This is a genomic window from Hanstruepera ponticola (assembly GCF_002940745.1).
Lineage (GTDB): Bacteria > Bacteroidota > Bacteroidia > Flavobacteriales > Flavobacteriaceae > Hanstruepera > Hanstruepera ponticola.
The window spans coordinates 1,435,380-1,460,949 of the sequence record NZ_POTB01000001.1 but is presented as its reverse complement, the minus strand read 5'-3'; the positions used below and the strand labels follow the sequence as shown (position 1 = coordinate 1,460,949).

The 25,570-nt window shown below is 33.5% G+C and carries 22 protein-coding genes and 1 tRNA gene; 12 read left to right on the top strand and 11 right to left on the bottom strand.

The features are described 5' to 3' along the window. Positions 1–45: 45 nt before the first annotated feature. From aspS to C1S72_RS06620, 5 genes are all read right to left on the bottom strand, one after another. A complete protein-coding gene (gene aspS / locus C1S72_RS06640) occupies positions 46–1,800 on the bottom strand; it encodes an aspartate--tRNA ligase (RefSeq protein WP_104734841.1) in 1,755 nt (584 codons plus the stop codon). Between the two features lie 98 nt (positions 1,801–1,898). Next, complete coding sequence (locus C1S72_RS06635; RefSeq protein ID WP_104734840.1) at positions 1,899–5,405, bottom strand: efflux RND transporter permease subunit; 3,507 nt, start codon at positions 5,403–5,405, stop codon at positions 1,899–1,901. A gap of 29 nt (positions 5,406–5,434) precedes the next feature. Continuing rightward, positions 5,435–6,619, bottom strand: a complete 1,185-nt coding sequence (locus C1S72_RS06630) for an efflux RND transporter periplasmic adaptor subunit (protein ID WP_104734839.1) — start codon at positions 6,617–6,619, stop codon at positions 5,435–5,437. Positions 6,620–6,637: 18 nt separating this feature from the next. After that, positions 6,638–7,981, bottom strand: coding sequence for a TolC family protein (locus C1S72_RS06625; RefSeq protein WP_104734838.1), 1,344 nt, complete (start codon positions 7,979–7,981; stop codon positions 6,638–6,640). Positions 7,982–7,994: 13 nt separating this feature from the next. Continuing rightward, positions 7,995–8,603, bottom strand: a complete 609-nt coding sequence (locus C1S72_RS06620; RefSeq protein ID WP_104734837.1) for a TetR/AcrR family transcriptional regulator — start codon at positions 8,601–8,603, stop codon at positions 7,995–7,997. A 125-nt stretch (positions 8,604–8,728) separates the two neighbouring features. On the opposite strand from C1S72_RS06620, the gene C1S72_RS06615 reads away from it, so the two are divergent. Beyond that, positions 8,729–9,703: a polyprenyl synthetase family protein gene (locus C1S72_RS06615; RefSeq protein ID WP_104734836.1), complete on the top strand. Its 975-nt coding sequence runs from the start codon at positions 8,729–8,731 to the stop codon at positions 9,701–9,703. Then, positions 9,700–10,050, top strand: coding sequence for a hypothetical protein (locus tag C1S72_RS06610; RefSeq protein ID WP_394338524.1), 351 nt, complete (start codon positions 9,700–9,702; stop codon positions 10,048–10,050). The genes C1S72_RS06615 and C1S72_RS06610 overlap by 4 nt, the downstream gene beginning before the upstream one ends. On the opposite strand, the gene C1S72_RS06605 is transcribed toward C1S72_RS06610, so the two are convergent. Continuing rightward, positions 10,047–10,589 carry an alpha-ketoglutarate decarboxylase gene (locus C1S72_RS06605; protein ID WP_104735817.1) on the bottom strand — a complete coding sequence of 181 codons (543 nt, stop codon included), beginning with the start codon at positions 10,587–10,589 and terminating at the stop codon, positions 10,047–10,049. The genes C1S72_RS06610 and C1S72_RS06605 overlap by 4 nt on opposite strands. A 116-nt stretch (positions 10,590–10,705) precedes the next feature. Here C1S72_RS06605 and C1S72_RS06600 point away from each other — a divergent pair, with 116 nt between their 5' ends. Next, positions 10,706–13,462, top strand: a complete 2,757-nt coding sequence (locus C1S72_RS06600) for a 2-oxoglutarate dehydrogenase E1 component (RefSeq protein WP_104734834.1) — start codon at positions 10,706–10,708, stop codon at positions 13,460–13,462. A gap of 29 nt (positions 13,463–13,491) precedes the next feature. Continuing rightward, the gene (gene odhB / locus C1S72_RS06595) at positions 13,492–14,748 is read left to right on the top strand and encodes a 2-oxoglutarate dehydrogenase complex dihydrolipoyllysine-residue succinyltransferase (protein ID WP_104734833.1); all 1,257 of its coding nucleotides are present in this window, start codon (positions 13,492–13,494) and stop codon (positions 14,746–14,748) included. Positions 14,749–15,445: 697 nt separating this feature from the next. Here odhB and C1S72_RS06590 read toward each other — a convergent pair. Next, on the bottom strand, positions 15,446–16,078 hold the full coding sequence (locus C1S72_RS06590) for a response regulator (protein WP_104734832.1): 633 nt from the start codon (positions 16,076–16,078) through the stop codon (positions 15,446–15,448). A gap of 66 nt (positions 16,079–16,144) precedes the next feature. Then, on the bottom strand, positions 16,145–16,585 hold the full coding sequence (locus tag C1S72_RS06585) for a retropepsin-like aspartic protease (protein ID WP_104734831.1): 441 nt from the start codon (positions 16,583–16,585) through the stop codon (positions 16,145–16,147). Positions 16,586–16,639: 54 nt separating this feature from the next. Between C1S72_RS06585 and C1S72_RS06580 the strand changes: the two genes are divergently transcribed. The 8 genes from C1S72_RS06580 to C1S72_RS06545 all read left to right on the top strand — a co-directional run bounded on the left by C1S72_RS06580 (position 16,640) and on the right by C1S72_RS06545 (position 21,848). Further along, on the top strand, positions 16,640–17,407 hold the full coding sequence (locus C1S72_RS06580) for a TatD family hydrolase (RefSeq protein WP_104734830.1): 768 nt from the start codon (positions 16,640–16,642) through the stop codon (positions 17,405–17,407). Between the two features lie 3 nt (positions 17,408–17,410). After that, positions 17,411–18,442 carry an asparaginase gene (locus C1S72_RS06575; protein ID WP_104735816.1) on the top strand — a complete coding sequence of 344 codons (1,032 nt, stop codon included), beginning with the start codon at positions 17,411–17,413 and terminating at the stop codon, positions 18,440–18,442. Positions 18,443–18,513: 71 nt separating this feature from the next. Beyond that, positions 18,514–18,601, top strand: a tRNA-Ser gene (locus tag C1S72_RS06570). Between the two features lie 75 nt (positions 18,602–18,676). Further along, a complete protein-coding gene (locus C1S72_RS06565; RefSeq protein ID WP_104734829.1) occupies positions 18,677–19,450 on the top strand; it encodes a MotA/TolQ/ExbB proton channel family protein in 774 nt (257 codons plus the stop codon). 26 nt (positions 19,451–19,476) lie between these two features. Beyond that, entirely contained in the window at positions 19,477–19,929 is a 453-nt protein-coding gene (locus tag C1S72_RS06560; protein ID WP_104734828.1) for a hypothetical protein, read from the top strand. A gap of 2 nt (positions 19,930–19,931) precedes the next feature. Further along, positions 19,932–20,567, top strand: a complete 636-nt coding sequence (locus tag C1S72_RS06555) for an ExbD/TolR family protein (protein WP_104734827.1) — start codon at positions 19,932–19,934, stop codon at positions 20,565–20,567. 16 nt (positions 20,568–20,583) lie between these two features. Further along, complete coding sequence (locus C1S72_RS06550; protein ID WP_104734826.1) at positions 20,584–21,063, top strand: ExbD/TolR family protein; 480 nt, start codon at positions 20,584–20,586, stop codon at positions 21,061–21,063. 86 nt (positions 21,064–21,149) lie between these two features. Further along, positions 21,150–21,848, top strand: a complete 699-nt coding sequence (locus tag C1S72_RS06545; protein ID WP_104735815.1) for a porin family protein — start codon at positions 21,150–21,152, stop codon at positions 21,846–21,848. Here C1S72_RS06545 and C1S72_RS06540 read toward each other — a convergent pair. The 3 genes from C1S72_RS06540 to asnS form a co-directional block, all read right to left on the bottom strand. Next, positions 21,843–22,451: a hypothetical protein gene (locus C1S72_RS06540; RefSeq protein ID WP_230401589.1), complete on the bottom strand. Its 609-nt coding sequence runs from the start codon at positions 22,449–22,451 to the stop codon at positions 21,843–21,845. The genes C1S72_RS06545 and C1S72_RS06540 overlap by 6 nt on opposite strands. Continuing rightward, complete coding sequence (rpoN, locus tag C1S72_RS06535; protein WP_104734825.1) at positions 22,448–23,908, bottom strand: RNA polymerase factor sigma-54; 1,461 nt, start codon at positions 23,906–23,908, stop codon at positions 22,448–22,450. The genes C1S72_RS06540 and rpoN overlap by 4 nt, the downstream gene beginning before the upstream one ends. Positions 23,909–23,999: 91 nt before the next feature. Next, complete coding sequence (gene asnS, locus C1S72_RS06530; RefSeq protein WP_104734824.1) at positions 24,000–25,436, bottom strand: asparagine--tRNA ligase; 1,437 nt, start codon at positions 25,434–25,436, stop codon at positions 24,000–24,002. Positions 25,437–25,570: the final 134 nt, after the last annotated feature.

Below are 25,570 nucleotides of genomic sequence, written 5' to 3'. Positions count from 1 at the left end.
AAATTAAAACTACTAAAAAATCCTGCATTTAGCAGGATTTAATTTTTATGATTTCAAATTCAATTTTAAACTCAATTCTTGAAGTTGCTCCTCGTCAATAGGCGCAGGCGCATCAATCATGACATCACGTCCAGCATTATTTTTAGGAAATGCAATAAAATCTCGAATCGTTTCTTGACCACCTAAAATGGCAACTAGTCGGTCTAGTCCAAATGCTAGACCACCATGAGGAGGTGCTCCATATTGAAAAGCATCCATTAGAAAACCAAATTGTGCTTTAGCTTCTTCTTCGGTAAATCCTAAATAATCAAACATTAAAGCTTGTGTTTCTTTGTCATGAATTCTTATAGAACCACCACCAATTTCATTGCCATTTAAAACTAAATCGTATGCATTTGCCTTTACTTCGCCTGGATTGGTTTTTAATAGTTCTATCTGTCCGGGTTTAGGTGAAGTGAACGGGTGATGCATGGCATGATAACGCTCGGTTTCTTCATCCCATTCTAATAATGGAAAATCCATAACCCAAAGTGGTGCAAATTCGTTAGGCTTTCTTAAGCCTAGACGTTCAGCTAATTCCATACGTAAAGCACTTAATTGAGCTCTTACTTTGTTTGTCTCACCTGATAATACACAAATTAGATCGCCTGGTTTCGCTTTAGTAGCTTCTGCCCATTTAGCTAAATCATCTTGGTCATAAAATTTATCAACTGATGATTTGAATGAACCATCCTCATTATACCTGCAATAAACCATGCCTAATGCACCAACTTGAGGACGTTTTACCCAATCAATAAGCTTATCAATTTCTTTTCTAGTATAAGAATTTCCACCAGGAACAGCAATTCCAACAACCAATTCAGCTGAATTGAATACATTAAAATCTTTATGTTGTGCAACTTGATTTAACTCGCCAAATTCCATTCCAAAGCGGATGTCTGGTTTGTCATTACCATACAATCGCATCGCATCGTCATAGAGCATTCGAGGGAACTTTTCAATATCAACACCATTTATTTCTTTAAGAAGATGTCTTGTTAAACCTTCAAAAGCATTTAAAATATCCTCTTGCTCTATGAATGCCATTTCACAATCTATCTGTGTAAACTCAGGCTGTCTATCTGCACGTAGATCTTCATCTCTAAAGCACTTTACAATTTGAAAATACTTATCCATGCCACCAACCATTAGCAATTGTTTAAACGTTTGAGGTGATTGTGGTAGCGCATAAAACTGACCTTCATTCATTCTACTTGGAACTACAAAATCGCGAGCACCTTCAGGCGTAGATTTTATTAAATAAGGTGTTTCAACTTCAATAAAGCCTTGTTTTGATAAATAATTTCTAACTTCTTGTGTAACTTTATGTCTAAATATCAAACTATTTTTAACAGGATTACGTCGAATATCTAAATAGCGGTATTTCATTCGAATGTCTTCACCGCCATCGGTTTTGTCTTCAATAGTGAACGGTGGCAATTTGGCTTCGTTTAAAATGTTTAATTCTGAAACCAATAATTCTATGTCACCAGTTGGGATGTTCGGGTTTTTCGAGGCACGTTCAATGACTGTTCCTTTAACTTGAATAACAAATTCCCGACCTAGATTTTGAGCTTTTTTCATCATATCTTTAGACGTACGCTCTTCATCAAAAACCAATTGAGTAATACCATACCTATCACGTAAATCGACCCAAACAATAAATCCTTTGTCACGAGATTTTTGTACCCAACCTGCTAGCGTAACTTCTTCGTTGATATGTGATGCTCTTAGTTCACCACAATTATGACTTCTATACATAATCTAAATTTAGAGTTGCAAATTTAATGAAGTTAAATGATTATCAAATTAAAAAAGCCCTAACATTTGTCAGGGCTCATTCAGCTATTAATCAATCTTTATTCAGGGGATAAGGATTCGCTTTCAGGTTGTATAGATCCTATGCGTTTTTTTCTTATCCACATTTTAAGCTTCATTATTAAGAAGAATAAAACTGGCACTATGATAAGGGTTAAAAATGTCGCTACAAATAGTCCATAGATTACGGTCCAAGCTAAAGGACCCCAAAAAATCACGTTATCACCACCAATATAAATATTAGGGTCAAAGTCTTTGAAAAGCGTAAAGAAGTTAATGTTAAAGCCAACAGCCAATGGTATCAAACCTAAAATTGTTGTAATGGCTGTAAGTAAAACAGGACGTAAACGTGCTTTTCCAGCTTTTACGATAGATTCAAATAAATCTTCTGTCTCCAGGTAATCATTGTCACTTAAATTAAGTTTTACTTTTTTACGATCAATCAATAATTGAGCATAATCCAATAAAACAACTCCATTGTTAACCACAACACCAGCCAGAGAGATGATACCAACCATGGTCATCATTATTACGAAGGCACTTCCTGTTATGACAATGCCTCCAAAAACACCAATTAAACTCAAAAATATAGCTAACATGATTATGGCTGGTTTTGAAATGGAGTTAAACTGGAAGATTAAAATAAAGAATATAAGGCCTAAACCTGTAAAGAAAGCTCCCATTAAAAAAGCCATTTGCTTATTTTGTTCTTCAATTTGACCAGTATAATCTATTTTAATGTTTTGTGGTAAACCCTCAAAACTTTTCATTTCGTTTCGTATTTGATTTACTACTGCACCAGCATCTGTATAACCAGGAGCTAAAGCTGAATAAACAGTTACAACACGTTTAGTGTCTTTATGTTTTATGGCACTAAAACCAGATGTGTTTTCGTAAGTAGCTACAGCTGAAACAGGAATTTCCTTGATTTGCCCTGAAGCCATATCTCTAAAGGTTATTTTTTGATTAAAAAGGGCACTTTTATTATAGCGATTTTCTTCATTAAACCTCACATAGATATCATAATCATCACCATCTTCTTTGTAAATACCAGCTTTTGAACCAAAAATAGAATTTCGAAGTTGTTGTCCAACCTGTGATGCACTAATACCTAATTCACCCGCTTTTTCACGGTCAACAACAACACGCATAACGGGTTTGTCTTTATTCACATCTATTTTAAGTTCATCAACACCTGCAACATTTTTACTATTAATAAACTCGCGCATTTGTTCAGCAGTATTGATTAATTCATCGTAATCTTTACCTTCTATTTCAATATTAATAGGCGATCCAGCAGGTGGTCCAGCTGCATCTTTTTCAACAGAAATCAAAACGCCAGGATAAATGCCAACTAAAGCTTTTTGAACTTTTTGACGTAAAACCTCACTGTCTTCACCTTGACGGTATTTAAACTCACGCATGGAAGCAGTTATTTTAGCTTTATGAGGCATTTCAGCTGCCGAACCACCATCTGTTTGTGGATTTCCGGCACCTTCACCAACTTGCGAAACAGCGCTTTCAACCATAAAATTGTAATTACCATCTTTATACTGTGAGTCATCCAATACGTTATATACACGTTTTTCAATTTCTTTTGTGATGGCATTGGTTTTTTCAATAGCAGTTCCTTCAGGATATTCGATGTAAACTATGATTTGATTAGGGATATTATCTGGAAAAAACTCTACTTTGGTACGTTGTGTAGAAAGTGAAGCACCAAAAGCCATAAAAGCTACTATTAATAATAAGAACGTACCAAAACTCAACACATAGGGTTTCCAACCCGATAGTGCCCAGCGCAACGTTCTTTCGTAAAAACGCTCTAGCTTGACTAATGTTTTAGTTTGAAAATTATTAGCCCACTTTCGTAAGAATAAGCGATAAACCCATAGCATTATGGCCGTAAAGACCATAAGTGTTCCTAATGCTCTATATTCGCCTGCCACAAAATAAACCAGTAAGCCTAGTAAAGCCATAACTGAAGTGAGAGTGACAATTCGTTTTAAAGGCATGTTTTTATCTTCGATTTTCATGAATTGAGATACCAACACTGAATTAAAAAATATGGCAACAAAAAGAGAAGAACCTAAAACAATAGATAATGTTTGAGGTAAAATCATCATAAATTCACCCATAATTCCTGGCCATAACCCAAGAGGGATAAAGGCTGCAACTGTTGTTGCTGTTGAAATGATAATTGGAAAAGCTATTTCGCCAATACCTTTTTTAGCAGCTTCAATACGACTCATGCCTTCTTCGTCCATTAAACGATAAACGTTTTCTACAACAACAATACCGTTATCTACCAACATACCAAGTCCCATAATTAATCCAAACAACACCATTGTATTTAGGGTAATGCCAAACATATTTAAAATCATGAGTGACATGAACATAGACATGGGTATTGCAAATCCTACGAAAATGGCATTTTTGAAACCTAAAAAGAACATTAAAACCGTTACTACTAGAATAACACCAAAAATAATGTTGTTAACCAAGTCATCAACTTGACCAATTGTTACGGATGATTGGTCGTTGGCAATTGTCACTTCTAGATCAGGAGGAAAAACATCTGTTTTAGCAATTTTTACAATCTCTTGAATCTGTTCAGCCGCAGCCACCATGTTTTTTCCAGCACGCTTCTTTACATCAAGCATAACAACAGGCTCACCATATTCCCTAGCAAACGTGGTTTTATCTTCTTCATGAAAACTAACCGTTGCAATATCTTTAAGGTAAATTGGATTGTCTCGTTCTGATTTTACAACAAAATTTTCTAGTTCATCAGGGTTTTCAATTTCTCCAAGAATCCTTATCGTTCTTCTTTGCCCGCTTGCTTTTATATTTCCAGCAGACATAGTTACATTACCGCCTTTGATGGCATTTATAACATCGTCAAAAGAAACTTGGGCAGCCATCATTTTGTAAATATCAACAGCTACTTCAACTTCTTTTTCTTGAGCACCACGAATGGCTACTTCTTTAATTTCTAGTAAATCTTCTATTTCATCTTGAAGATATTCACCGTATTCTTTGAGTTTCTCAACAGGGTAATCTCCAGAAATATTTATATTGAGTATGGGCATTTCTTCAGACATACTCAAATCAAAAACATCAGGTTCTACTTTAGCACCATTAAAAGTTGGCCAATCTTCTCCAGTGGTTTTTGATTCTACTTCATCTTTCACTTTTAGCTTGGCATCTTCAACTGAAATACCTTCATCAAATTCTATAACAACCATGGAATAATCTTCTTGAGATGTAGAGGTTATCTCAACAACATTACTAACGGTTTTTAACTCGTCTTCTAACGGATCTGTTATAAGTTTTTCAATATCCTCGGCTGTATTGCCAGGGTAAATGGTACTAACATATATTTTAGTTTCGTTTACTTCCGGGAAATTTTCTCTTGGCATTTCAAAAAATGCTGATAACCCTAAATAAAAGAACACTAAAATCAGGACATAAATTGTGGTTTTATTATTAATGGCCCATGATGATAGTCCAAATTCTTTATCGACTTTTTTCTGTCTTTCGGTCATGTTTTAAATCTTTTGGCTAATGAGTTAGTTTATTGCACATCTTCCTTGTAATCAATAACCTTAACGGTTTGACTATCTTTTACACTACGCGCACCTTCCTTTATAACTTCGGTGTTATCTTTTATTCCAGAAAGAACCTCAATAACATCGCCTTGCGTTTTGCCAGTTGTAATAATGGTTTTTTTTGCTATGCCTTCATTATCACTGTTCTTATCTGCGACGGTATAAACATATTGTTCGCCTTCAGCATTTTCAGAAATCACACTTTGAGGGATTAAAATAGCGTCTTTACTCGTATAATCGTTTATTTTGAGTCTTGCTGTTAAGTTTGGTTTAATATTTTTTTCTGAATTAGGAATAGCAACTTCAACTTTAAAGGTTCTATTGGCAGGATTAATGAAATCACTTGCCTGACGAATTTCTGTTTCAATGGTTTTATTTAATACTGGAAACTCAACCACAACATGTTTTCCTTTAGTTACGTCTTCAATATAACGTTCAGGAACCTCTGTTTCAATGTACATGTTATCTAGATTTACCAAACGAAAAAGCTGCGATTGTCCTGCAGCTACGACATTACCTTGTTCTGTGATAACATCATCTATTGTTCCTGAAAAAGGGGCTTTTACAACTGTTTTAGCAATTTGTTGCTCCAATTGATTAACGGCTTTTGCCTGTGCCTCATAATTGGATTTTGCCTGTAAAAACTGAATTTCACTTCCTATATTTTGATCCCAAAGGCGTTTTTGTCTTTCATAGGTTGTTTTGGCTAATTCAGCTTGAATTTGCAACTGGGCTAATTGTTGGCTTAATCCACCATCATCAATTTTGGCAAGGGTTTGCCCTTTTTTTACTTTTTCACCTTCTTTAACATAAACACGTGTTAGGATGCCATTATATTCTGGTGTGATAACCAAAAGATCTTTTGTTGTGACATTTCCTTGTATTTCAAAGTAATGATTAAAGGCTTGGTTTTTAGTTTTAAATGTAGTTATCAGTGGGATTTTTTTAACGGTATCTACTTTTGAAATCGCTTGATCTAATGTTGTTAATTGGTCGTTTATTGTTTGTTGTTGCTCAATTATTTCAGCTCTTTTTTTACGCATAAGCTCTAGATTGTTGGAGCTTAACACACTTTCGAGTGAATTTTTCTTATCGCTACCACAGGAGGTTATGATAAGAGTTACAATGGCAATTGATAATATATTTTTCATGATAGTCTAATTAATAGCTTAATAATTAACAGTGTTTAAAATGGTTTCTAGTTCTGCTTTTGTTGCAATAACATTAAGCATAGATTGTAAATACTCTTGTTGGGCTGTATATAATTGTGTTTGAGCTTGTCTTAAATCAAAACTAGAAGCAATGCCTTCAAAGAATTTAGTTTCGTTTTTTGATTCTATACGTTCAGCAAGATTTAGGTTGTCTTTCTTATTAGCATATTCATCTATGGCAAATTGATAGGCGCTTTTGGCATTAGCAATTTGAAATTGTAACTGCTGTTCGGTTTCAGTAAGTTCTTCTTTAGCTTTTTCAACATTTATTTTTGCACGCTGTGTTGCGGCATTACGCATTCCTGAACTGAATATTGGTATAGACATACCAACACCAAATAATGCCTGACCAAACCATTGTTGATTATTATTAGTAAAAGTGAACTCATCATTAAAGCCATTATAGCCTGCAGATACAAATGCATTCAGTCGTGGTAAAAAGGTGCTTTTTTCTAATTTTAAGAGTAGTTCTTGCGTTTCCATGTAATTGGCAGCAATTCTATAATCTATAGTGTTCTCAACATTTGAGTCAGCACTTAAAATATCTAACGAAATATTTTGAAGTGTGAGTGTTTCAAGGTCATCGGTCAAAACAATATCTGTATTAACATCTAAACCAAGCGTGATGTTGAACATTTTATAAGCCAAATCTTTTAAGCGGATGTTGTTGTTCAAATAGTTTTTTAAATTGGATAAGGTAATTTGAAGTTGCTCTACGCTTTCTTCTTCCTCAAGACCGTTCTCGTAAATTTTAGTCGTTTCTTCAAGGTTTTTCTCTAGAACTGCAATGTTATTGTTTACTATTTTTAAGCTTTCTTCAGCTAACAAAATGTTACCATATGAATTGATTACGGCATTACGCACTTCAAGGTCTGTTTTGATTTTTGAATTTTCTGAAATGAGTAAATAAACCTTTGCTGCTTGTAGGCCAACTAGGTAAGAGCCATCAAAAAGCAATTGATTTAAAGTGGCGCCAACATTCATGCTTTGCTGTGTTCCAAATACAACAGGGACAAAAGTGCCAGGCTCACCACCTGCAATTTCTCCAGGAATTAAGGAGACTTGTTGTTTTATCCAGTTTTGGTAGTCAATATTACCATTTATTTGTGGTAAGCCTGTAGCTGTTGTTTCCCATTTTTCTTTTTTGGCTATCTCAATATCACGAACAGCGTTTTTAGCATTTCTATTGTTTTCTAAAGCAAAATCTATGGCTTCAGATAAACTAAAACTATAGCTGCTTTCTTGAGCAAAGCTTAACCCAGAGAAAAAGAAACTGATTAGTATGATTAATGTAAATTTCATTGTTTTAGTACAGTTATTGATTTTTGGTTTGATTGATAATTTTATTTAATATTTGGTTACCCTTATCTGTGCATAAACCACGTAAATGATATTCTAAATAATTTTCCAACAATACATTCATTGAAAAATGTGTTAAAGGGAATAAGTCCTGATCCTTAAGTGATACCATGCCGTTAAAATATAATCTAGCTATAAAGTCAATGTGTATATTGTTTCTATAAAGTCCGTCTTTAACACCTCGCTCTAGATTTGCGGTTACACATGTTTGCATAACTTCAAATTGTTTAGACTTTAATGTTGAGAAAATTTTAGGGTAATACTTTTGTAATTGATATTGTGGTGATGATTTCTCATTTTTTAAATGCTCCATCACAAAGTTCTTTATATCGTAAAGTTCTTCAATAGGGTTCTTTTTAAGCTCGCATATACAATCAATACCATGCGATATAACATCAAACATGTGTAATGTTGTAGCTTCTACCAGCTTGGTCTTATTATCAAAATGTTGATAAATCGTTTTTTTTGAAATCCCCAAATTATTGGCAATATCATCCATGGTTACACTTTTAAAACCATAGGTCAAAAACAATTCTGCGGAGTGTGTTAAAATCTTTTCTCTCATAATTCAGGATGCAAAAGTAAGCAAGGAAACTTTAAAAACAATAAAAGTTTCCAAAGTTTTAATAATTTCTTAACATTAGAATAAACTAGTTGTGTTTATGACTACAATTGCATTATTTTTGCATGATGCAAAATATTCCATTTTATCAAGAGGCTTTTGTGGACTATCTTCAGAAGTTTATAAAACACCGAGAGCCTGAAAGTTTATATAAGCCTATCAATTATATTTTAGAATTGGGAGGAAAGCGTTTAAGACCAGTCTTAACACTTCTAACAGCAGAAATCTTTGATTGCGACTATAAAAAAGCGTTAGATGCTGCTTTAAGTATCGAGGTATTTCATAATTTCTCATTAATACATGATGATATTATGGATGACGCACCTTTAAGAAGAGGTCAAGAGACGGTTCACGAAAAATGGGATATTAATACGGGAATATTATCAGGTGATGCCATGCTTATTATGGCTTATCAGTTGTTTGAAAATTATGATACTAAAACATTCCACGCATTAGCTCAATTATTTAGTAAAACCGCTTTGGAAGTTTGTGAAGGACAACAATATGACGTGGATTTTGAAACGCAAGATCATGTTGAAATTCATGAGTATCTAAAAATGATAGAATATAAAACGGCCGTATTGGTTGGTGCTGCTATGAAAATGGGAGCAATCGTTGCTCAAGCTAGTGTTGAAGACCAGAATAGTATTTATGAGTTTGGTAAAAACTTGGGGATAGCTTTTCAGCTTCAAGATGATTTTTTGGATGCTTTTGGAGATCCAAAAACTTTTGGGAAACAAGTTGGAGGAGATATTATTGAAAACAAAAAAACATATCTGTTTCTAAAAGCTTTAGAGCTGTCTAATGAAAACGATAAATTACAATTGGAGCATTTATATAGCTTAAGTCCTTCAGATCAAATGGATAAAATAAATTCCATAAAGCAAATTTTTATTGATTCGGGAGCTAATGAAGCCACTAAACAAGCCATTGTTAATTATACCAAAAAAGCTATGGACGTTTTAGATAATTTAGAGGTTTCTGATAATAAAAAAGAGATATTAAAAAATTTCGGGAGCGAATTAATGAACCGTAAAGTATAGTGAATTTACCCATTTCATATGATGAATTGATTCAGAAAGCAAACGACTTAAATCTTTATTGTAAACTAATAAATCAGTTAAATAAAGATTTTGGTCTGGCCAATATTCAATTGGAGTTTGATGAAACTGTTTTGCCAACCAGTTTAAAGTTGATTCTGCATGAAACTATCTATAAATTGATTCAAGAAAAATTTATGGAATATTTAAATTTATTGTACATAATTGACGTTCCAGAAAAAAAAGTTAAACAACTTGATAGTCATGACATGGTTGAATTGTCAGAACACATCACTTTTTTAATTCTTCAAAGGGAATGGCAAAAGGTTTGGTACCGCAATAATTATTAGAAATAGAAGCGTATAAATGGAGCCCAAGAATTGGCATAAATGCTTTGATCCCTGTCATATAATACATCAAATCGAATACCGATAGTTGCTGATACAGATTCGCTAAAAATACTATATCCAGCACCTAGAAATAAAGCAGGATACCAATAATCTTCGTCTATAAAGGGAGTGGAATTATCATAATTTCTATTGACATTTAATTGTTCAAATTCTGCTGACAATTGAACTTCTCTTATGGGATTGAAAAGCCCAATAATGCTTCCCCCAATAATAGATGATCTGTAAAAGTTTTTACTTTCGTTATAAGTGTAATTCAAACCCAATCCTGCAGCAACTTGAGGGCTAAACCTATAAATAGCGCTGGGAGCTATTGTACCACTAAAAAAGCCGTCACCAAAACTTAAGCCCAAACCTCCACCAATTGCTATATGATTCCAAAAATCACTTTTTTGATTTTGTGATAAAACTGTTGTTTGAAAACAGCATAAAAGAAGTAGAAATAATAATACCTTATGTAATCTAGAGTGATCTTTTTTCATTTTCATTTTTTTTGAAGCAATAATCATGTTATAAAAATAATAAAACCATATCTAATTTTACTAAAAGTTGTACTTTTGTATAAATTTTATCGACAAGATTCAGTTTTAAGTCATTTATGGATAAATATTCCTTTTTAAACGCCGCACATACAGCCTATTTTGCTGATTTATACGAACAATATTTAGAAAACCCAGATTCCATTGAGCCTAGTTGGAGAGCTTTCTTTCAAGGTTACGATTTTGGGAGTGAAAATTATGGAATGAACGGCGAGATTGTTGAGGGTGTTTCAACCCAAGTGCCAGAGCATGTTCAAAAGGAGTTTCAAGTAGTGAAACTTATTGATGGATATAGAACTCGTGGGCATTTATTCACCAAAACAAATCCTGTTAGAGCTAGAAGAAAATATGCTCCCACACTCGAAATTGAGAATTTCGGACTGTCTCAAGCTGATATGGATTCGGTTTTTAGTGCTGGCGAAATATTAGGAATTGGATCACAAACGTTGAGGCAAATTGTAAATCACCTTGAAAATATTTACTGTGACTCCATTGGAATTGAATACATGTATATTAGAAAACCTGAAGAAATTCAGTGGATTCAAAATAAGCTAAACATAAATGATAATCAGCCAAAATTTTCTGCTGATGAAAAAAGACATATCCTTAAAAAACTAAATGAAGCTGTTTCGTTTGAAACTTTTTTGCATACGAAATATGTGGGTCAAAAACGATTTTCATTAGAAGGAGGGGAATCTCTAATTCCAGCATTGGATACGCTTATTGAAAAAGCTTCAGAATATGATGTTAAGGAGTTTGTCATGGGAATGGCTCATAGAGGTCGTTTAAGTACACTTACTAATATTTTTGGAAAATCAGCTAAAGATATTTTTAGCGAGTTTGATGGTAAAGATTATGAGCAGGAAGTATTTGATGGTGATGTAAAGTATCATTTGGGATGGACAAGTGATCGTACAACGGATTCAGGAAAAAAAATAAATTTAAATATAGCACCAAACCCTTCGCATTTGGAAACTGTTGGAGCTGTAGTAGAAGGGATCACCCGAGCTAAACAAGATGATAAATACCCTGAAAATCCATCTCAAGTACTACCAATTGTGGTGCATGGTGATGCAGCTATTGCAGGACAAGGGTTAGTTTATGAAGTGGTTCAAATGGCTCAATTGGAAGGTTATAAAACCAATGGAACCATACATATAGTAGTTAATAACCAAATTGGATTTACAACTAATTATTTGGATGCTCGTTCAAGTACTTATTGTACTGATGTTGGTAAAGTTACTCTTTCACCTGTTCTACATGTTAATGCTGATGATGCTGAAGCTGTAGTTCATGCTATGTTATTCGCATTAGATTTCAGAATGACATTTAAACGTGATGTGTTTATTGATTTATTGGGTTACAGAAAGTATGGTCATAATGAAGGTGATGAACCTCGTTTTACGCAACCTTTACTTTATAAAGCTATAGCGAAACATAAAAACCCAAGAGATATTTATGCTGAAAAGCTAAAGGCTGAAGGTATTGTTGATGATGCTTTTGTGAAGAAGTTAGAAGAAGATTATAAAGCGTCATTAGAAGAGAAATTAGAAGATTCCCGTAAAGAAGACAAAACAGTTATCACACCATTTATGGAAAATGAATGGGTGAACTATACTACTGTTGAGGAAGACAAAATGATGAAGCCGGTTGATACAACGTATTCAAAGGAAGGCTTGTCTAAAATCACCGATGTAATTTCAACTTTACCTAGCGATAAAAAATTCATCCGTAAAATTTCTAGACTGGTTGAGTCTAGAAAAACCATGTTCGATGAGGATAAATTGGATTGGGCTATGGCTGAACATTTAGCTTATGGAACCCTTTTAGAAGAAGGTTATGATGTCCGTATTTCAGGACAAGATGTTGAACGTGGGACATTTTCTCATCGCCATGCAGTAGTTAAGGTTGAAGATAGTGAAGAAGAGGTGGTTTTGCTAAATCAAATAAGTGATAGTCAAGGTAGGTTTTTTATTTATAATTCACTGCTTTCAGAATATGGAGTGGTAGGTTTTGATTATGGTTATGCTATGGCAAGTCCTAAAACATTAACTATTTGGGAAGCTCAATTTGGAGACTTTAGTAATGGTGCTCAAATCATGCTAGATCAATACATTTCAGCAGCTGAAGATAAATGGAAGTTACAAAATGGTTTAGTCATGTTATTGCCACATGGGTATGAAGGTCAAGGAGCAGAGCACTCATCGGCTCGTATGGAACGTTATTTACAGTTGTGCGCCAAAGACAATATGTTTGTAGCAGATTGCACAACACCAGCCAATATGTATCACTTATTGCGAAAGCAAGTTAAAGCTAACTTTAGAAAACCTTTAATAGTTTTCACTCCAAAAAGTTTGTTGCGTCATCCACTTGTCGTCTCGACTGTTGATGAATTTGCTAACGGTAGTTTTCAAATGTTAATTGATGATGCTAGTGCAAAAGCAGATAAAATTAAATCCTTGGTTTTTGTGACAGGTAAATTTTATTATGATTTATTAGAAGAACGAGAAAAATTAGAACGTAAGGATGTAGCATTGGTAAGAATAGAGCAATTATTTCCTTTGCCAACTGACGATATAATAGCAGTTTTAAAAAAATATAAGAACGCTGACGATGTGGTTTGGGCACAAGAAGAACCAAGAAACATGGGAGCTTACAGTCACATGTTGATGCATTTGGATGAAGCAAAATCTTTCAGAGCAGCAACACGAAGACCTTATGGGGCTCCTGCAGCTGGAAGTTCTGTGCGTTCAAAAAAACGTCATCAAGAAGTTATAGATTTTGTATTTGATAAATCTAAAAACAATCAATATTAAAAAAATAAAAAACTAAAATAGGTAACACAATGATTTTAGAAATGAAAGTTCCGTCACCGGGAGAGTCTATCACAGAAGTCGAAATAGCAACTTGGTTAGTAGAAGATGGTGATTATGTAGAAAAAGATCAAGCTATTGCAGAGGTGGATAGTGATAAAGCTACTTTAGAGTTACCAGCAGAGGCAAGTGGAACAATAACACTGAAAGCAGAGGAAGGAGATGCTGTTGCTGTAGGCGCAGTTGTTTGTTTAATAGATACTAGTGCAGAACCATCAGCAGATGCGAGTACTACATATAAAGGTGGTGATGAAGGTGGAAATCAAGATGATGTTGAGAAAGACTTGGCAAAAGATCAAAAAGAAACAAAAGATACTGGAGCAAAAGCAGCTAATCCAGCAAAAGACACCTATGCATCAGGTGTAGCTAGTCCAGCTGCAAAAAAGATTCTTGCTGAAAAAGATATGAAAGCAAGTGAGGTTACTGGAACTGGTAAAGATGGTCGTATAACAAAAGAAGATGCCGTTAAAGCAACACCTTCAATGGGAACACCAACAGGTGGTAATAGATCATCGTCTAGAAGTAAAATGTCTATGTTGCGTAGAAAAGTAGCTGAACGTTTGGTAGAAGCGAAAAACACAACAGCTATGTTGACAACCTTTAATGAGGTAGATATGTCACCTATTTTTGAATTGCGAAAAGAATACAAAGAAACCTTTAAAGAGAAGCATGGTGTTGGTCTAGGCTTTATGTCTTTCTTTACGTTGGCAGTTGTACGTGCGTTAAAAATGTACCCAGCTGTTAATTCCATGATAGATGGAAAGGAAATGATTAGTTATGATTTTGTTGATATTTCAATAGCCGTATCAGGACCAAAAGGATTAATGGTGCCAGTTATAAGAAATGCAGAAAATTTATCATTTAGAGGAGTTGAAGCTGAAGTAAAACGCCTGGCAATTCGCGCTAGAGATGGTCAAATAACTGTAGATGAAATGACTGGAGGAACTTTTACAATATCAAACGGTGGTGTTTTTGGAAGTATGTTGTCAACACCTATTATAAATCCACCTCAAAGTGGTATATTGGGTATGCATAATATCGTAGAACGACCAGTAGCTGTTGATGGTAAAGTTGAAATTAGACCAATAATGTACGTGGCTCTTTCTTATGATCATAGAATTATTGATGGTAAGGAATCTGTTGGATTTTTGGTGGCTGTGAAAGAAGCGTTGGAAAATCCTGAAGAGTTATTAATGGATAATAATATTAAGAAAGCATTAGAGCTTTAGAGAAATGAATTATTTAAATTGAAAAGCGCAACTTTTAAAGGTTGCGCTTTTTTCTTGATATGAAATTAACTAACTAAAAAATATAACAAGAATATTTATTGAAATAACTATTGATACTAATAAAATGATACCAATAATAAAGTATTTGTTTGTGCCAGTGTCATTTTCCATTAGAATACGGTTTATAGATTTGGGGACTTTTTTATTTAAGTAAAGATAGCAGGTAAACTTCTTTTAAAAAATACGTACTTGTACGTATTTTTATTTCCATTTGAAATTGAATAAAAAAACTCCATGTTATTTTACTAACACAGAGTTTCAAAATAATTCTCCCTAAGAACTAATTAATAGCACGGTAAAGGTAAGGTGGATTATTGGTGTAAAAAATACGTACTTATACGTATTTTTTTCTGCTTGAATACTTCCAAAAAAAAGAAGGCTTTCCTGAATAAACGAAAAAGCCTTCTATAATTCTCCCTATAAGAATCAATTAATAGCATTGTAAAGGTAAGTGATATATTTCTATTAAAAAATACGTACTTATACGTATTTTTTCTGCTTAAATAATTCCAAAAAAAGAAGGCTTTTCCGAATGAACAAAAAAAGCCTTCTGTAATTCTCCCTTTAAGAATCAATTAATAGCATTGTAAAGATAAGTGATTTGACTCTATTAAAAAATACGTACTTGTACGTATTTTTATAGCAGGCTTTTATTTTTGCTAGCCCATAGAAATAATGAAGATGGTCTATTTTCCAGATTGAGTTTATGAACAATATTGCTTCTGTGAGTTGTAACTGTTCTAAATGAAATATCAAGTATTTCAGCTATTTGCTGACTCGTTTTGTTTTCTGATATGAGCTTTAAAATTTTAACTTCAGACTTAGTTAACTTTTGTATCTCGCCGGGTTTTGCAGATGGAACAGAAGATTTTAGGTACGAAGCAATTTCTTCGCTAAAATAAGGCTGCCCTTCAATTACATGGCTAATACACATTTCAATCTCTTCTATAGCAAACTCTTTTAGGATGTACCCGTAAATGTTTAATTCTTTTGCCTTGTCATAAAGTTCTTCTCCTTTATCAAAAGTTATTAAAATAATTTTTGTCTCGAGATTATTTTTAAAACATTCTTCAGCAACTTCCAAGCCAGTTCTAAAAGGCATCCTAATATCCAAGATTGCTAAATCTGGTTTTTGTTTTACAATTAAATTGTAAGCTTCATTGCCATTGGTAGCACTACCAATTATGTTATAGCCTTTTGAAGTTAAAAAATCGCTCAAACCTCTTAACATTAAAGGATGGTCATCGGCGATTATTATGGAGGTGTTCATGGAATATTTTTAGTTAAACTGATAATAAAGCAGAGTTCACAATATACTTAAATCATAGGATTTGTACTACAATTTTAAGTATAAATATTTCTTTTCATAATCAATAATGGCTTTTGATTTTTTCAATATATCAGCTCCAATGATGCCGTCAACTGGTTGAGCGTTATGTGCAACTAACGCAGTATTAACATGAGTCATATTAAAGAGAATCAATGCTATTTTATTTTTTTTCCATTTCCCAATTTTTACATGGTTCTTTTTCGAAATTTGTGTCAACATACCTGTAGCACCAGCACCTGCCGCTTTTACTTCAGAGTCTTTTGCTTTTAGTTTAAAAGTTTCAATAGCATCAAAACCAACACATGAACTTGAAGCACCTGTGTCTAAAATAAACAATCCTTTGACGCCATTAATGGTGGCTTTTATTTCAAAATGATTTGTTTTAGTGAGCTTTAATTTAATTTTTGCATACCCTTTTTCTGTAAGAAACTCTTTGAGGCTTTCCATAAACTATCTGTTTTATTGCAAAGGTAATAATGTAAAAAGATATATTTTTGCTAAATGATAATAACGGATACACATACGCATTTATATAGCGAAGCATTTGATTCAGAAAGAGACGACATGATTCAAAGAGCTATTAATGCAGGTGTTACGCGGTTTTTTATTCCAGCTATTGATTCACAATATACTCCTGCCATGTTACAGTTGGAAAAAGATTATCCTGAAAATATTTTTTTAATGATGGGCTTGCATCCAACATCAGTAAAGGAGAATTATATGGAGGAGTTAGCCCATGTTGAAGATATGCTAGCTACGAGACCTTTTTATGCAGTTGGTGAAATAGGTATTGATCTGTATTGGGATAAAAGCACATTAGAAATTCAAAAGAAGGCTTTTAAACGACAAATTCAATTAGCTAAAAAGTATAAATTACCAATAGTTATTCATTGCAGAGAAGCATTCGATGAGATTTTTGAAGTTCTTGAATCTGAAAAGTCAGATGATTTATTTGGAATTTTTCATTGCTTTACCGGAACAAAAGAACAAGCTCATAGAGCTATTTCCTTTAACATGAAGCTAGGTATTGGAGGTGTAGTTACTTTTAAAAATGGCAAAATAGACCAATTTATAAATGAAATAGATTTAAATCATATAGTTTTGGAAACCGATTCCCCTTATTTGGCTCCCAAACCATACAGAGGAAAACGTAATGAAAGTAGTTATATAGTAAAAGTGTTAGATAAATTGTCTGAATTGTATAATATACCTAAAGAAAGAATTGCTGAAATTACTACTCAAAACTCGCATAAAATATTTAAAGTATAAATGATGAACAAGTTGCAACCAAACATACTTTTAATTTATACTGGTGGAACTATTGGTATGATAAAAAATGCTAATACTGGAGCCTTGAAGTCTTTCGATTTTAATAATTTATTGAAGCAAATACCAGAACTCAAACTTTTAAGTTGTAATATTTCAACGGTGTCTTTTGAAAACCCTATTGATTCTTCAAATATGAATCCTAAATATTGGGTTCAAATAGCAGAAATAATTGAAAAACATTATGATCAATTTGATGGCTTCGTTGTTTTGCATGGGAGTGATACCATGAGTTATTCGGCATCTGCTTTGAGTTTTATGTTGGAAAATTTGGCAAAACCAGTCATACTTACTGGGTCACAACTTCCTATTGGTGACCTTAGGACAGATGCCAAAGAAAATTTAATTACCTCCATACAAATGGCTTCATTGCAGTTGCGTAATAAGCCGTTAATAAGGGAAGTGGGTTTGTATTTTGAATACAAATTATATCGAGGAAATCGTACGACAAAAATAAACGCTGAACATTTTGAAGCTTTTGAATCATTAAACTATCCGCATTTAGCTGAATCAGGTGTTCATCTCAAAATAAATAAAGAAGCTTTGTTTGCGCCAAATGCAAGGAAGAAATTAGTTGTACATAAAACATTAGATAATAATATTGCGCTCATAAAATTATTCCCGGGAATCTCTGAAATAGTTCTAACAAGCATATTAGAAACACCTAATCTAAAAGGTGTCGTTTTGGAAACCTATGGAGCAGGAAACGCCACAACTGAGGATTGGTTTATAGATTTAATCTCCAAAACTCACAAAAAAGGCATTCATGTTATCAATGTGACGCAATGTTCCGGTGGGAGCGTTGCCATGGGACAATATGAAACCAGTTCACAACTAAAAAATTTAGGTGTAATATCTGGTAAAGATATCACGACTGAAGCAGCAATAACCAAATTAATGTACTTGATTGGAGAGAAAATTTCTAATAAAACCTTCAAAACAGTATTTGAAACCTCTTTAAGAGGAGAAATGGCATAAAATTAACTTTCAAAATTTTCCCTTTTGCTAGTTTTTTTGTTATTTGGCACACTGTAATAAGAAACAATTACAGAGAGGTGGCCGAGTGGTCGAAGGCGCACGCCTGGAAAGTGTGTATACGCCAAAAGCGTATCGAGGGTTCGAATCCCTTCCTCTCTGCTGTAATTTTAATTTTTTAATTACATTTTTTTTATATCTTTAACACTTTAACTAATAAAATTAAGAACAAGAACAATGAAAAGATTATTTTCTATCCTAGCCATTATGTGTTTTATGGCAATCGGAACAGTAAATGCAACTACAAATGCAGCTACAAGTGCAACGGCAGTTGTTAACACAATCCAAGAAGAAGCTACTGAAGAAGCTGCTGAAGAAACATTAGGATTTCATCAAGAATTAAAAAAGCGTTTTATTGAAGGTGGTCCAGGGTTTATGGGAATTGTATTATTATGTTTAATTCTTGGTTTAGCCATAGCTATTGAGAGAATTATCTTTTTAAACCTTTCTACAACAAATACAAAAAAATTGACTCAAGATGTTGAAGATGCATTACAATCAGGTGGTGTTGATGCGGCCAAAGAAGTTTGTAGAAATACTAAAGGACCTGTAGCTTCTATATTCTATCAAGGTTTAGATAGAACAGATGAAGGTATTGAGGCTGCCGAAAAAGCAGTTATCGCTTATGGTGGTGTTCAAATGGGACAATTAGAAAAGAATGTATCATGGATTTCTTTATTCATCGCTTTAGCACCAATGTTAGGGTTCATGGGTACGGTAATAGGTATGATTCAAGCTTTCGATAAGATTGAAGCTGCTGGTGATATGCAACCATCACTTGTTGCAGGAGGTATTAAAGTAGCTCTTTTAACAACGGTATTTGGTCTAATTGTTGCAATTATTCTTCAAATTTTCTATAACTATATCATTGCTAAAATTGACAGTATTGTTAATGATATGGAAGATGCATCTATCACATTGATGGATTTATTGATTAGAAATAAGAAGTAATAATTAATCACAACTATACAAAAATTATGGGTTTACATAAAATTTTAAAAATAATAGCAGCTATTTTAGCGCTAGCAGGGATTATCTTTTTAGTTAGGATAATCAATGAAGGCGATGAAGCTATTAAAGCTGCCGCAATGAGTGGTGATACTGCAATTGTTGAACCTATGGCTATTGTAGCCTATATAATCATGGCTCTTACAATTGTATTTGTATTGATTTTTGTGCTAAAAAATCTATTTACTAATACAGCAACTTTAAAAAACACACTTATAGGTGTAGGGATTTTTGCAGCTGTTCTCGTTATTGCTTATGCTGTTTCAGGTGGCGATACAAATGAATATTTCTATAATGGCGTAGAAGCTACAGAAAGTGAATCACATATGGTAGGTGCTGGGTTAGTTGCCTTCTATATACTAATATTGGCAGCAGCGGCTACAATGTTGCTTTCTGGAATGAAAAAAGTAATAAATAAATAATTATGGCTAAAAGATCAGCACCAGAAGTTAATGCAGGTTCCATGGCTGACATTGCTTTCTTACTATTGATTTTCTTTCTAGTAACAACTACAATCGAAATAGATTCAGGGTTGAACAGAAAGTTACCACCAATAGAGGAAACAGAACCGCCAATTATTAAGGAACGAAATATATTTCAGTTAACTGTTAACCGTAACAACGATTTATTGTTGAAAGCTAATGGTAATGATGGGGAATTGATAAAACTTAAAGATCTGCGTAAAAAAGCAGTAGCCTTTTTAGATAATGGAGGTGGCAAGGGTGAAGATGCCTGTGCAAAATGTAAAGGAAAGAAAAACCCTCAATCTTCTGATAATTTTGAGAAAGCCATTATATCATTGCAAAATGATAGAGCAACAAGCTATGAAACTTATATTGCTGTGCAGAATGAAATAATTGCGGCATATAACGAATTGCGTAATAGAGAGTTTGAATTGGCCTACCCATCCCTAAACATGAGTTATGTTGAAGCTGATAAAATGTATTCTGATCCGAAAACATCAGCAGCTGATAAAGCTAGTTTAAAGGATAAGATTGAGGCAATTAAATTATTGATTCCGCAAAAGTTTTCAGAAGCCGAACCAAAAAAATCAAATTAGATAAACAGTAAAATTTATGTCTAAATTTAAAAAGAAAAAAGGAGGCGATTTACCAGCTATATCTACGGCATCATTACCTGATATTGTATTTATGTTGTTATTCTTCTTTATGGTAGCAACGGTAATGCGTCAAAACACGTTAAAAATAGAAAACACGTTACCAGCTGCAGATCAGGTTGAAAAGCTTGCAAAAAGAAACTTATTAATGTACATATATGCTGGTAAACCAAGTAGTTCTTACAAGGATATGGGTACAGTTGCCAGACTGCAACTAAATGATAAGTTTGCTGACGTATCTGAAATTGCTGCTTTTATTGCTGCTGAACGCGACAGTAAGCGTGAAGAAGAAATACCTTACTTAACTACAGTTTTGAGTGTTGATAAAGAGACTAACATGGGACTTGTTTCTGATATTAAACAGGAATTAAGAAAGGTAAACGCTTTAAAAATAAATTATAAAACTCGAAAGGGAGATGCCTTGAGAGATTTAAAATAATTAGAGTCTTAATTTTATAATTTATGGCGTACAGAGAAATCTGTACGCCATTTTTTATTATTTTGAACAACGTTTTAAACACCTATATGAAAAATATATTATTGGTAATAATTGCTCTTATTGGCTTTACTAATTGTTACGCTCAAGTAGAAACGGACACTATTAAAAAAGAGACGGATAGTAAGTATAGAGAAGATCAATTTTATATAGCAGTAACCTATAATTTACTAGGGAATAAACCTGATATGGTTTCACAAAGTGGTTTTTCTAGTGGATTTCATTTAGGGTTTATTAGGGATTTCCCTATAAATAAAAGGCGCAATTGGGCTTTAGGATTAGGGTTGGGCTTATCTTCAAACTCATTTAACCATAATTTCCTTATACAGGAAGATGGTGCTGGTTATGATTATATAGTTTTGGATAAAAGTGATATAGACTACACCAAAAACAAGTTTACAATGTACATGGTTGAAATGCCACTTCAAGTAAGATGGCGAACTTCTACAAGTGATGATTATAAATTTTGGCGAATTTATACAGGATTAAATATTGGATATGTAGTATATAGCTCTTCAAAGTTTAAAGGTGATTTAGGAACCATAAGAGAGGGGAATATAAAATCGTTTAATGATTTTCAATATGGATTAACGATAAGTGCTGGATATAATACTTGGAATATTTATTTTTATTATGGTCTTAATCCAATTTTCGATAATATTTCTGTAAATGATGTTTCTGTTGATATGAACGCTATAAAAGTAGGGCTCATATTCTATATTTTATAACCAATAATTCACTAGAATCAATTGTGGGATAAAACCCATAAAAAAGCCTACAATAAGTTCTTTGTAGCTGTGAGCTTTCATATGTAATCTGGAGGTTGCTATAGCACCAATCAAAATAGCCATTAATGCTAATGTGCCATTTATATTTATACTGAAATGGATACTTAAAGCTACATAAAACATAAAAATACCAGCTATTCCAGCCATGTGTAAACTAGCCTTAAATTTTAAGAAAGCTAAAATCAAACAGCTCAATGTGGTTATTAAAATTCCGATAAAAAAGTAATACAGTTCAATAATTTCACTACTTGGTAATACACGCATCAAAATGAGCAAGATAATAATGCTATTAAGTATCAATGGGGTAATGCGTTCTTGAGTGGACTCAAGATATATAGTTGAGGTTTTGCCCATGGTTTTTAATAAAAAGTATAACAAAATAGGAAGCAAAACAGTTAGAATAAAAAGTGAAATTATTTTTGCTTGAACAATTTCAATAGGAATATATCTAGGGGATTTTGAAAAATAAAACAAGACACCTAACATAGGCATCAATATGGGATGAAAAATAAATGAGATACTTTTTAAAATAGCATTCATCATATTTTCTTGCGTAATCGAGCCACAGGTATGTCAAGTTGCTCTCTGTATTTTGCTACTGTACGTCTTGCAATGGGGTAACCTTTCTCTTTTAGTATTTTGGCTAAAGCCTCATCAGTCATTGGTTTTTTCTTGTTTTCATTTTCAATAACTGTTTCAAGAATTTTTTTGATTTCTCTAGTTGAAACTTCTTCGCCTTGGTCATTGGTCATGGATTCTGAAAAGAACTCTTTAATGAGTTTTGTGCCATAAGGTGTGTCCACGTACTTACTGTTTGCAACTCGTGATACCGTAGATACATCCATATCAATTTCATCAGCTATATCCTTTAAAATCATTGGGCGTAGTTTACGCTCATCGCCTGTTAAAAAATATTCTTTTTGGTAGTGCATAATAGCACTCATAGTGACAAATAATGTCTGTTGACGTTGTTTAATAGCTTCTATAAACCATTTGGCAGCATCTAGTTTTTGCTTGATAAATTGAACGGCATCTTTTTGAGATTTTGATTTGTCTTTACTATCCTTATAGCCTTTAAGCATATTGCTATATTCTCGCGAGACATGTAACTCTGGTGCATTTCGACCATTTAGTGTTAGCTCTAATTCGCCATCAACAATTTTAATGGCAAAATCAGGAACAACATGTTCAACAATTCTATTGTTTCCAGCATAAGAGCCACCGGGTTTTGGGTTTAAATGTTCAATAACACCTATCGCACCTTTTAATTGGTCTTCAGTGATGTCAAATTTTTGCAACAATTTTTTATAATGCTTTTTGGTAAACTGTTCAAAGGCGTTATCAATGATGTTAATTGCTAGTTCGGAGTCAGCCGTTTTTTCTTTTCTATGTAATTGAATACTTAAACATTCTTGTAAGTTCCGTGCCCCAACACCAGCAGGATCCAATTGGTGGACTATTTTTAAAACGGACTTTATCTTGTCTTCAGTAGTGTAAACATTTTGAGTGAATGCTAAATCATCCATAATGTCACTTAAATCACGACGAATATAACCGCTCTCATCAACGCTTCCAACTAAAAATTCGGCAATATCACGTTCTTCGTCATCCAACCTGAAGGTGTTTAACTGGTTTATTAAATGTTGTGTAAACGATGTGCCAGCCGCATAAGGCATACGTTTTTCGTCGTCATCAGCACTATAATTATTGGCTTGTGTTCGGTAATCTGGTATCTCATCATCACTTAAATACTCATCAACATTAATATCTTCAGAATTAATAGATTCACTATCATCATAATCATCAGCACTATTATCAAATGTGTCGTCAAAATCATCCTCTGAAGATTCTTTACCGCCTTCCAAGGCAGGATTTTCCTCTAGTTCCTGTTTTAATCGTTGTTCAAAAGCTTGTGTAGGCAGTTGTATTAGCTTCATCAACTGAATTTGCTGAGGCGATAATTTTTGCGATAATTTAAATTGTAAATACTGTTTGAGCATTTTTTGATTTTGGGTTTTTATAAAAATAAAAAAAACAATCTACATTTATTATTTAACGTAGATTGTTTTCAATAATTATCTAAATTATTTTTTAAAACTCGGCATTTTGAGGTGTTCGCGGGTAAGGAATCACATCACGAATATTACCCATTCCAGTTGCAAACATAACTAATCGTTCAAACCCAAGTCCAAACCCTGAATGTACAGCGGTTCCGTATTTTCTTAAATCTAAATACCACCATAATTCTTTTTCATCAATATCTAAAGCTTTCATCTTTTCTTTTAGGACATCTAAACGCTCTTCACGTTGTGAGCCACCAACCATTTCACCAATACCAGGGAATAAGATATCCATAGCACGTACAGTTTTTCCGTCTTCGTTTAATCGCATATAAAATGCTTTGATATTTGCTGGATAGTCAAATAAAATCACAGGACATTTAAAGTGTTTTTCTACAAGAAAACGTTCGTGCTCACTTTGCAAATCGGCACCCCATTCATTTATTAGATACTTGAATTTCTTTTTCTTATTTGGTTTGCTATTCTTGAGAATATCAATAGCTTCTGTATAGCTTACACGCTTAAAGTTATTTTCTACTACAAACTTTATTTTTTCAATAAGGTTCATATCAGAACGTTCAGCTTGAGGTTTAGTTTTTTCCTCATCCAAAAGGCGGTTATTTAAAAACTCTAAATCTTCAAAATTATGTTCTAAAACATACTTTAAAACATACTTCATAAAATCTTCAGCCAAATCCATGTTGCCATCCAAATCCATAAAGGCAACTTCTGGTTCTATCATCCAAAATTCTGCTAAATGACGTGATGTATTAGAATTTTCAGCTCTAAACGTAGGGCCAAATGTATAAACTTTGCCAAGTGACATAGCATATGTTTCAGCTTCTAACTGACCAGAAACGGTTAAGTTTGTTTCCTTCCCAAAGAAATCTTCTTTATAATCAACTTCTCCTTCTTCATTTAAAGGCGGGTTTTTAGCATCTAAAGCACTCACACGAAACATTTCTCCGGCTCCTTCAGCATCACTACCAGTAATAATAGGTGTGTGCATATAGTAGAATCCATTTTCATTAAAATACTTGTGAATAGCAAATGACAGTGATGATCTCAAACGCATAACAGCACTAAACGTGTTCGTTCGTGTACGCAAATGAGCATTTTCTCTTAAAAATTCAAACGAATGCTTTTTAGGTTGGATAGGGTAGGTTTCAGGGTCAGAATCCCCCAAAACAGAAATCTTTGAAACTTGAATTTCAACTTTTTGACCTTTTCCTTGGCTTTCAGTCAATTCGCCAAAAACATGGACAGCAGCACCTGTAGTAATGCGTTTTAATAGCGATTCGTCAAGATTTTCAAAATCAACAACACATTGAATATTATTCAACGTTGAGCCATCATTTAAGGCTATAAATCTGTTGGCACGGAAGGTACGTACCCATCCTTTTATTTCTACTTCATGTAAGGCATTAATATCCTTTTTCAATAATTCTGCTACGGTATGCGTTTTCATGTGTTAATTTTTATTTGTTTTTAATGGTCACATGTAATTTTTGATGACCAAAATAATCATTGGGTTGAATGTCAAAAGATTATTTTGTCACGTCGGTTTCATCTATAAAAATTTTGAATGCAAAGATAACCTTT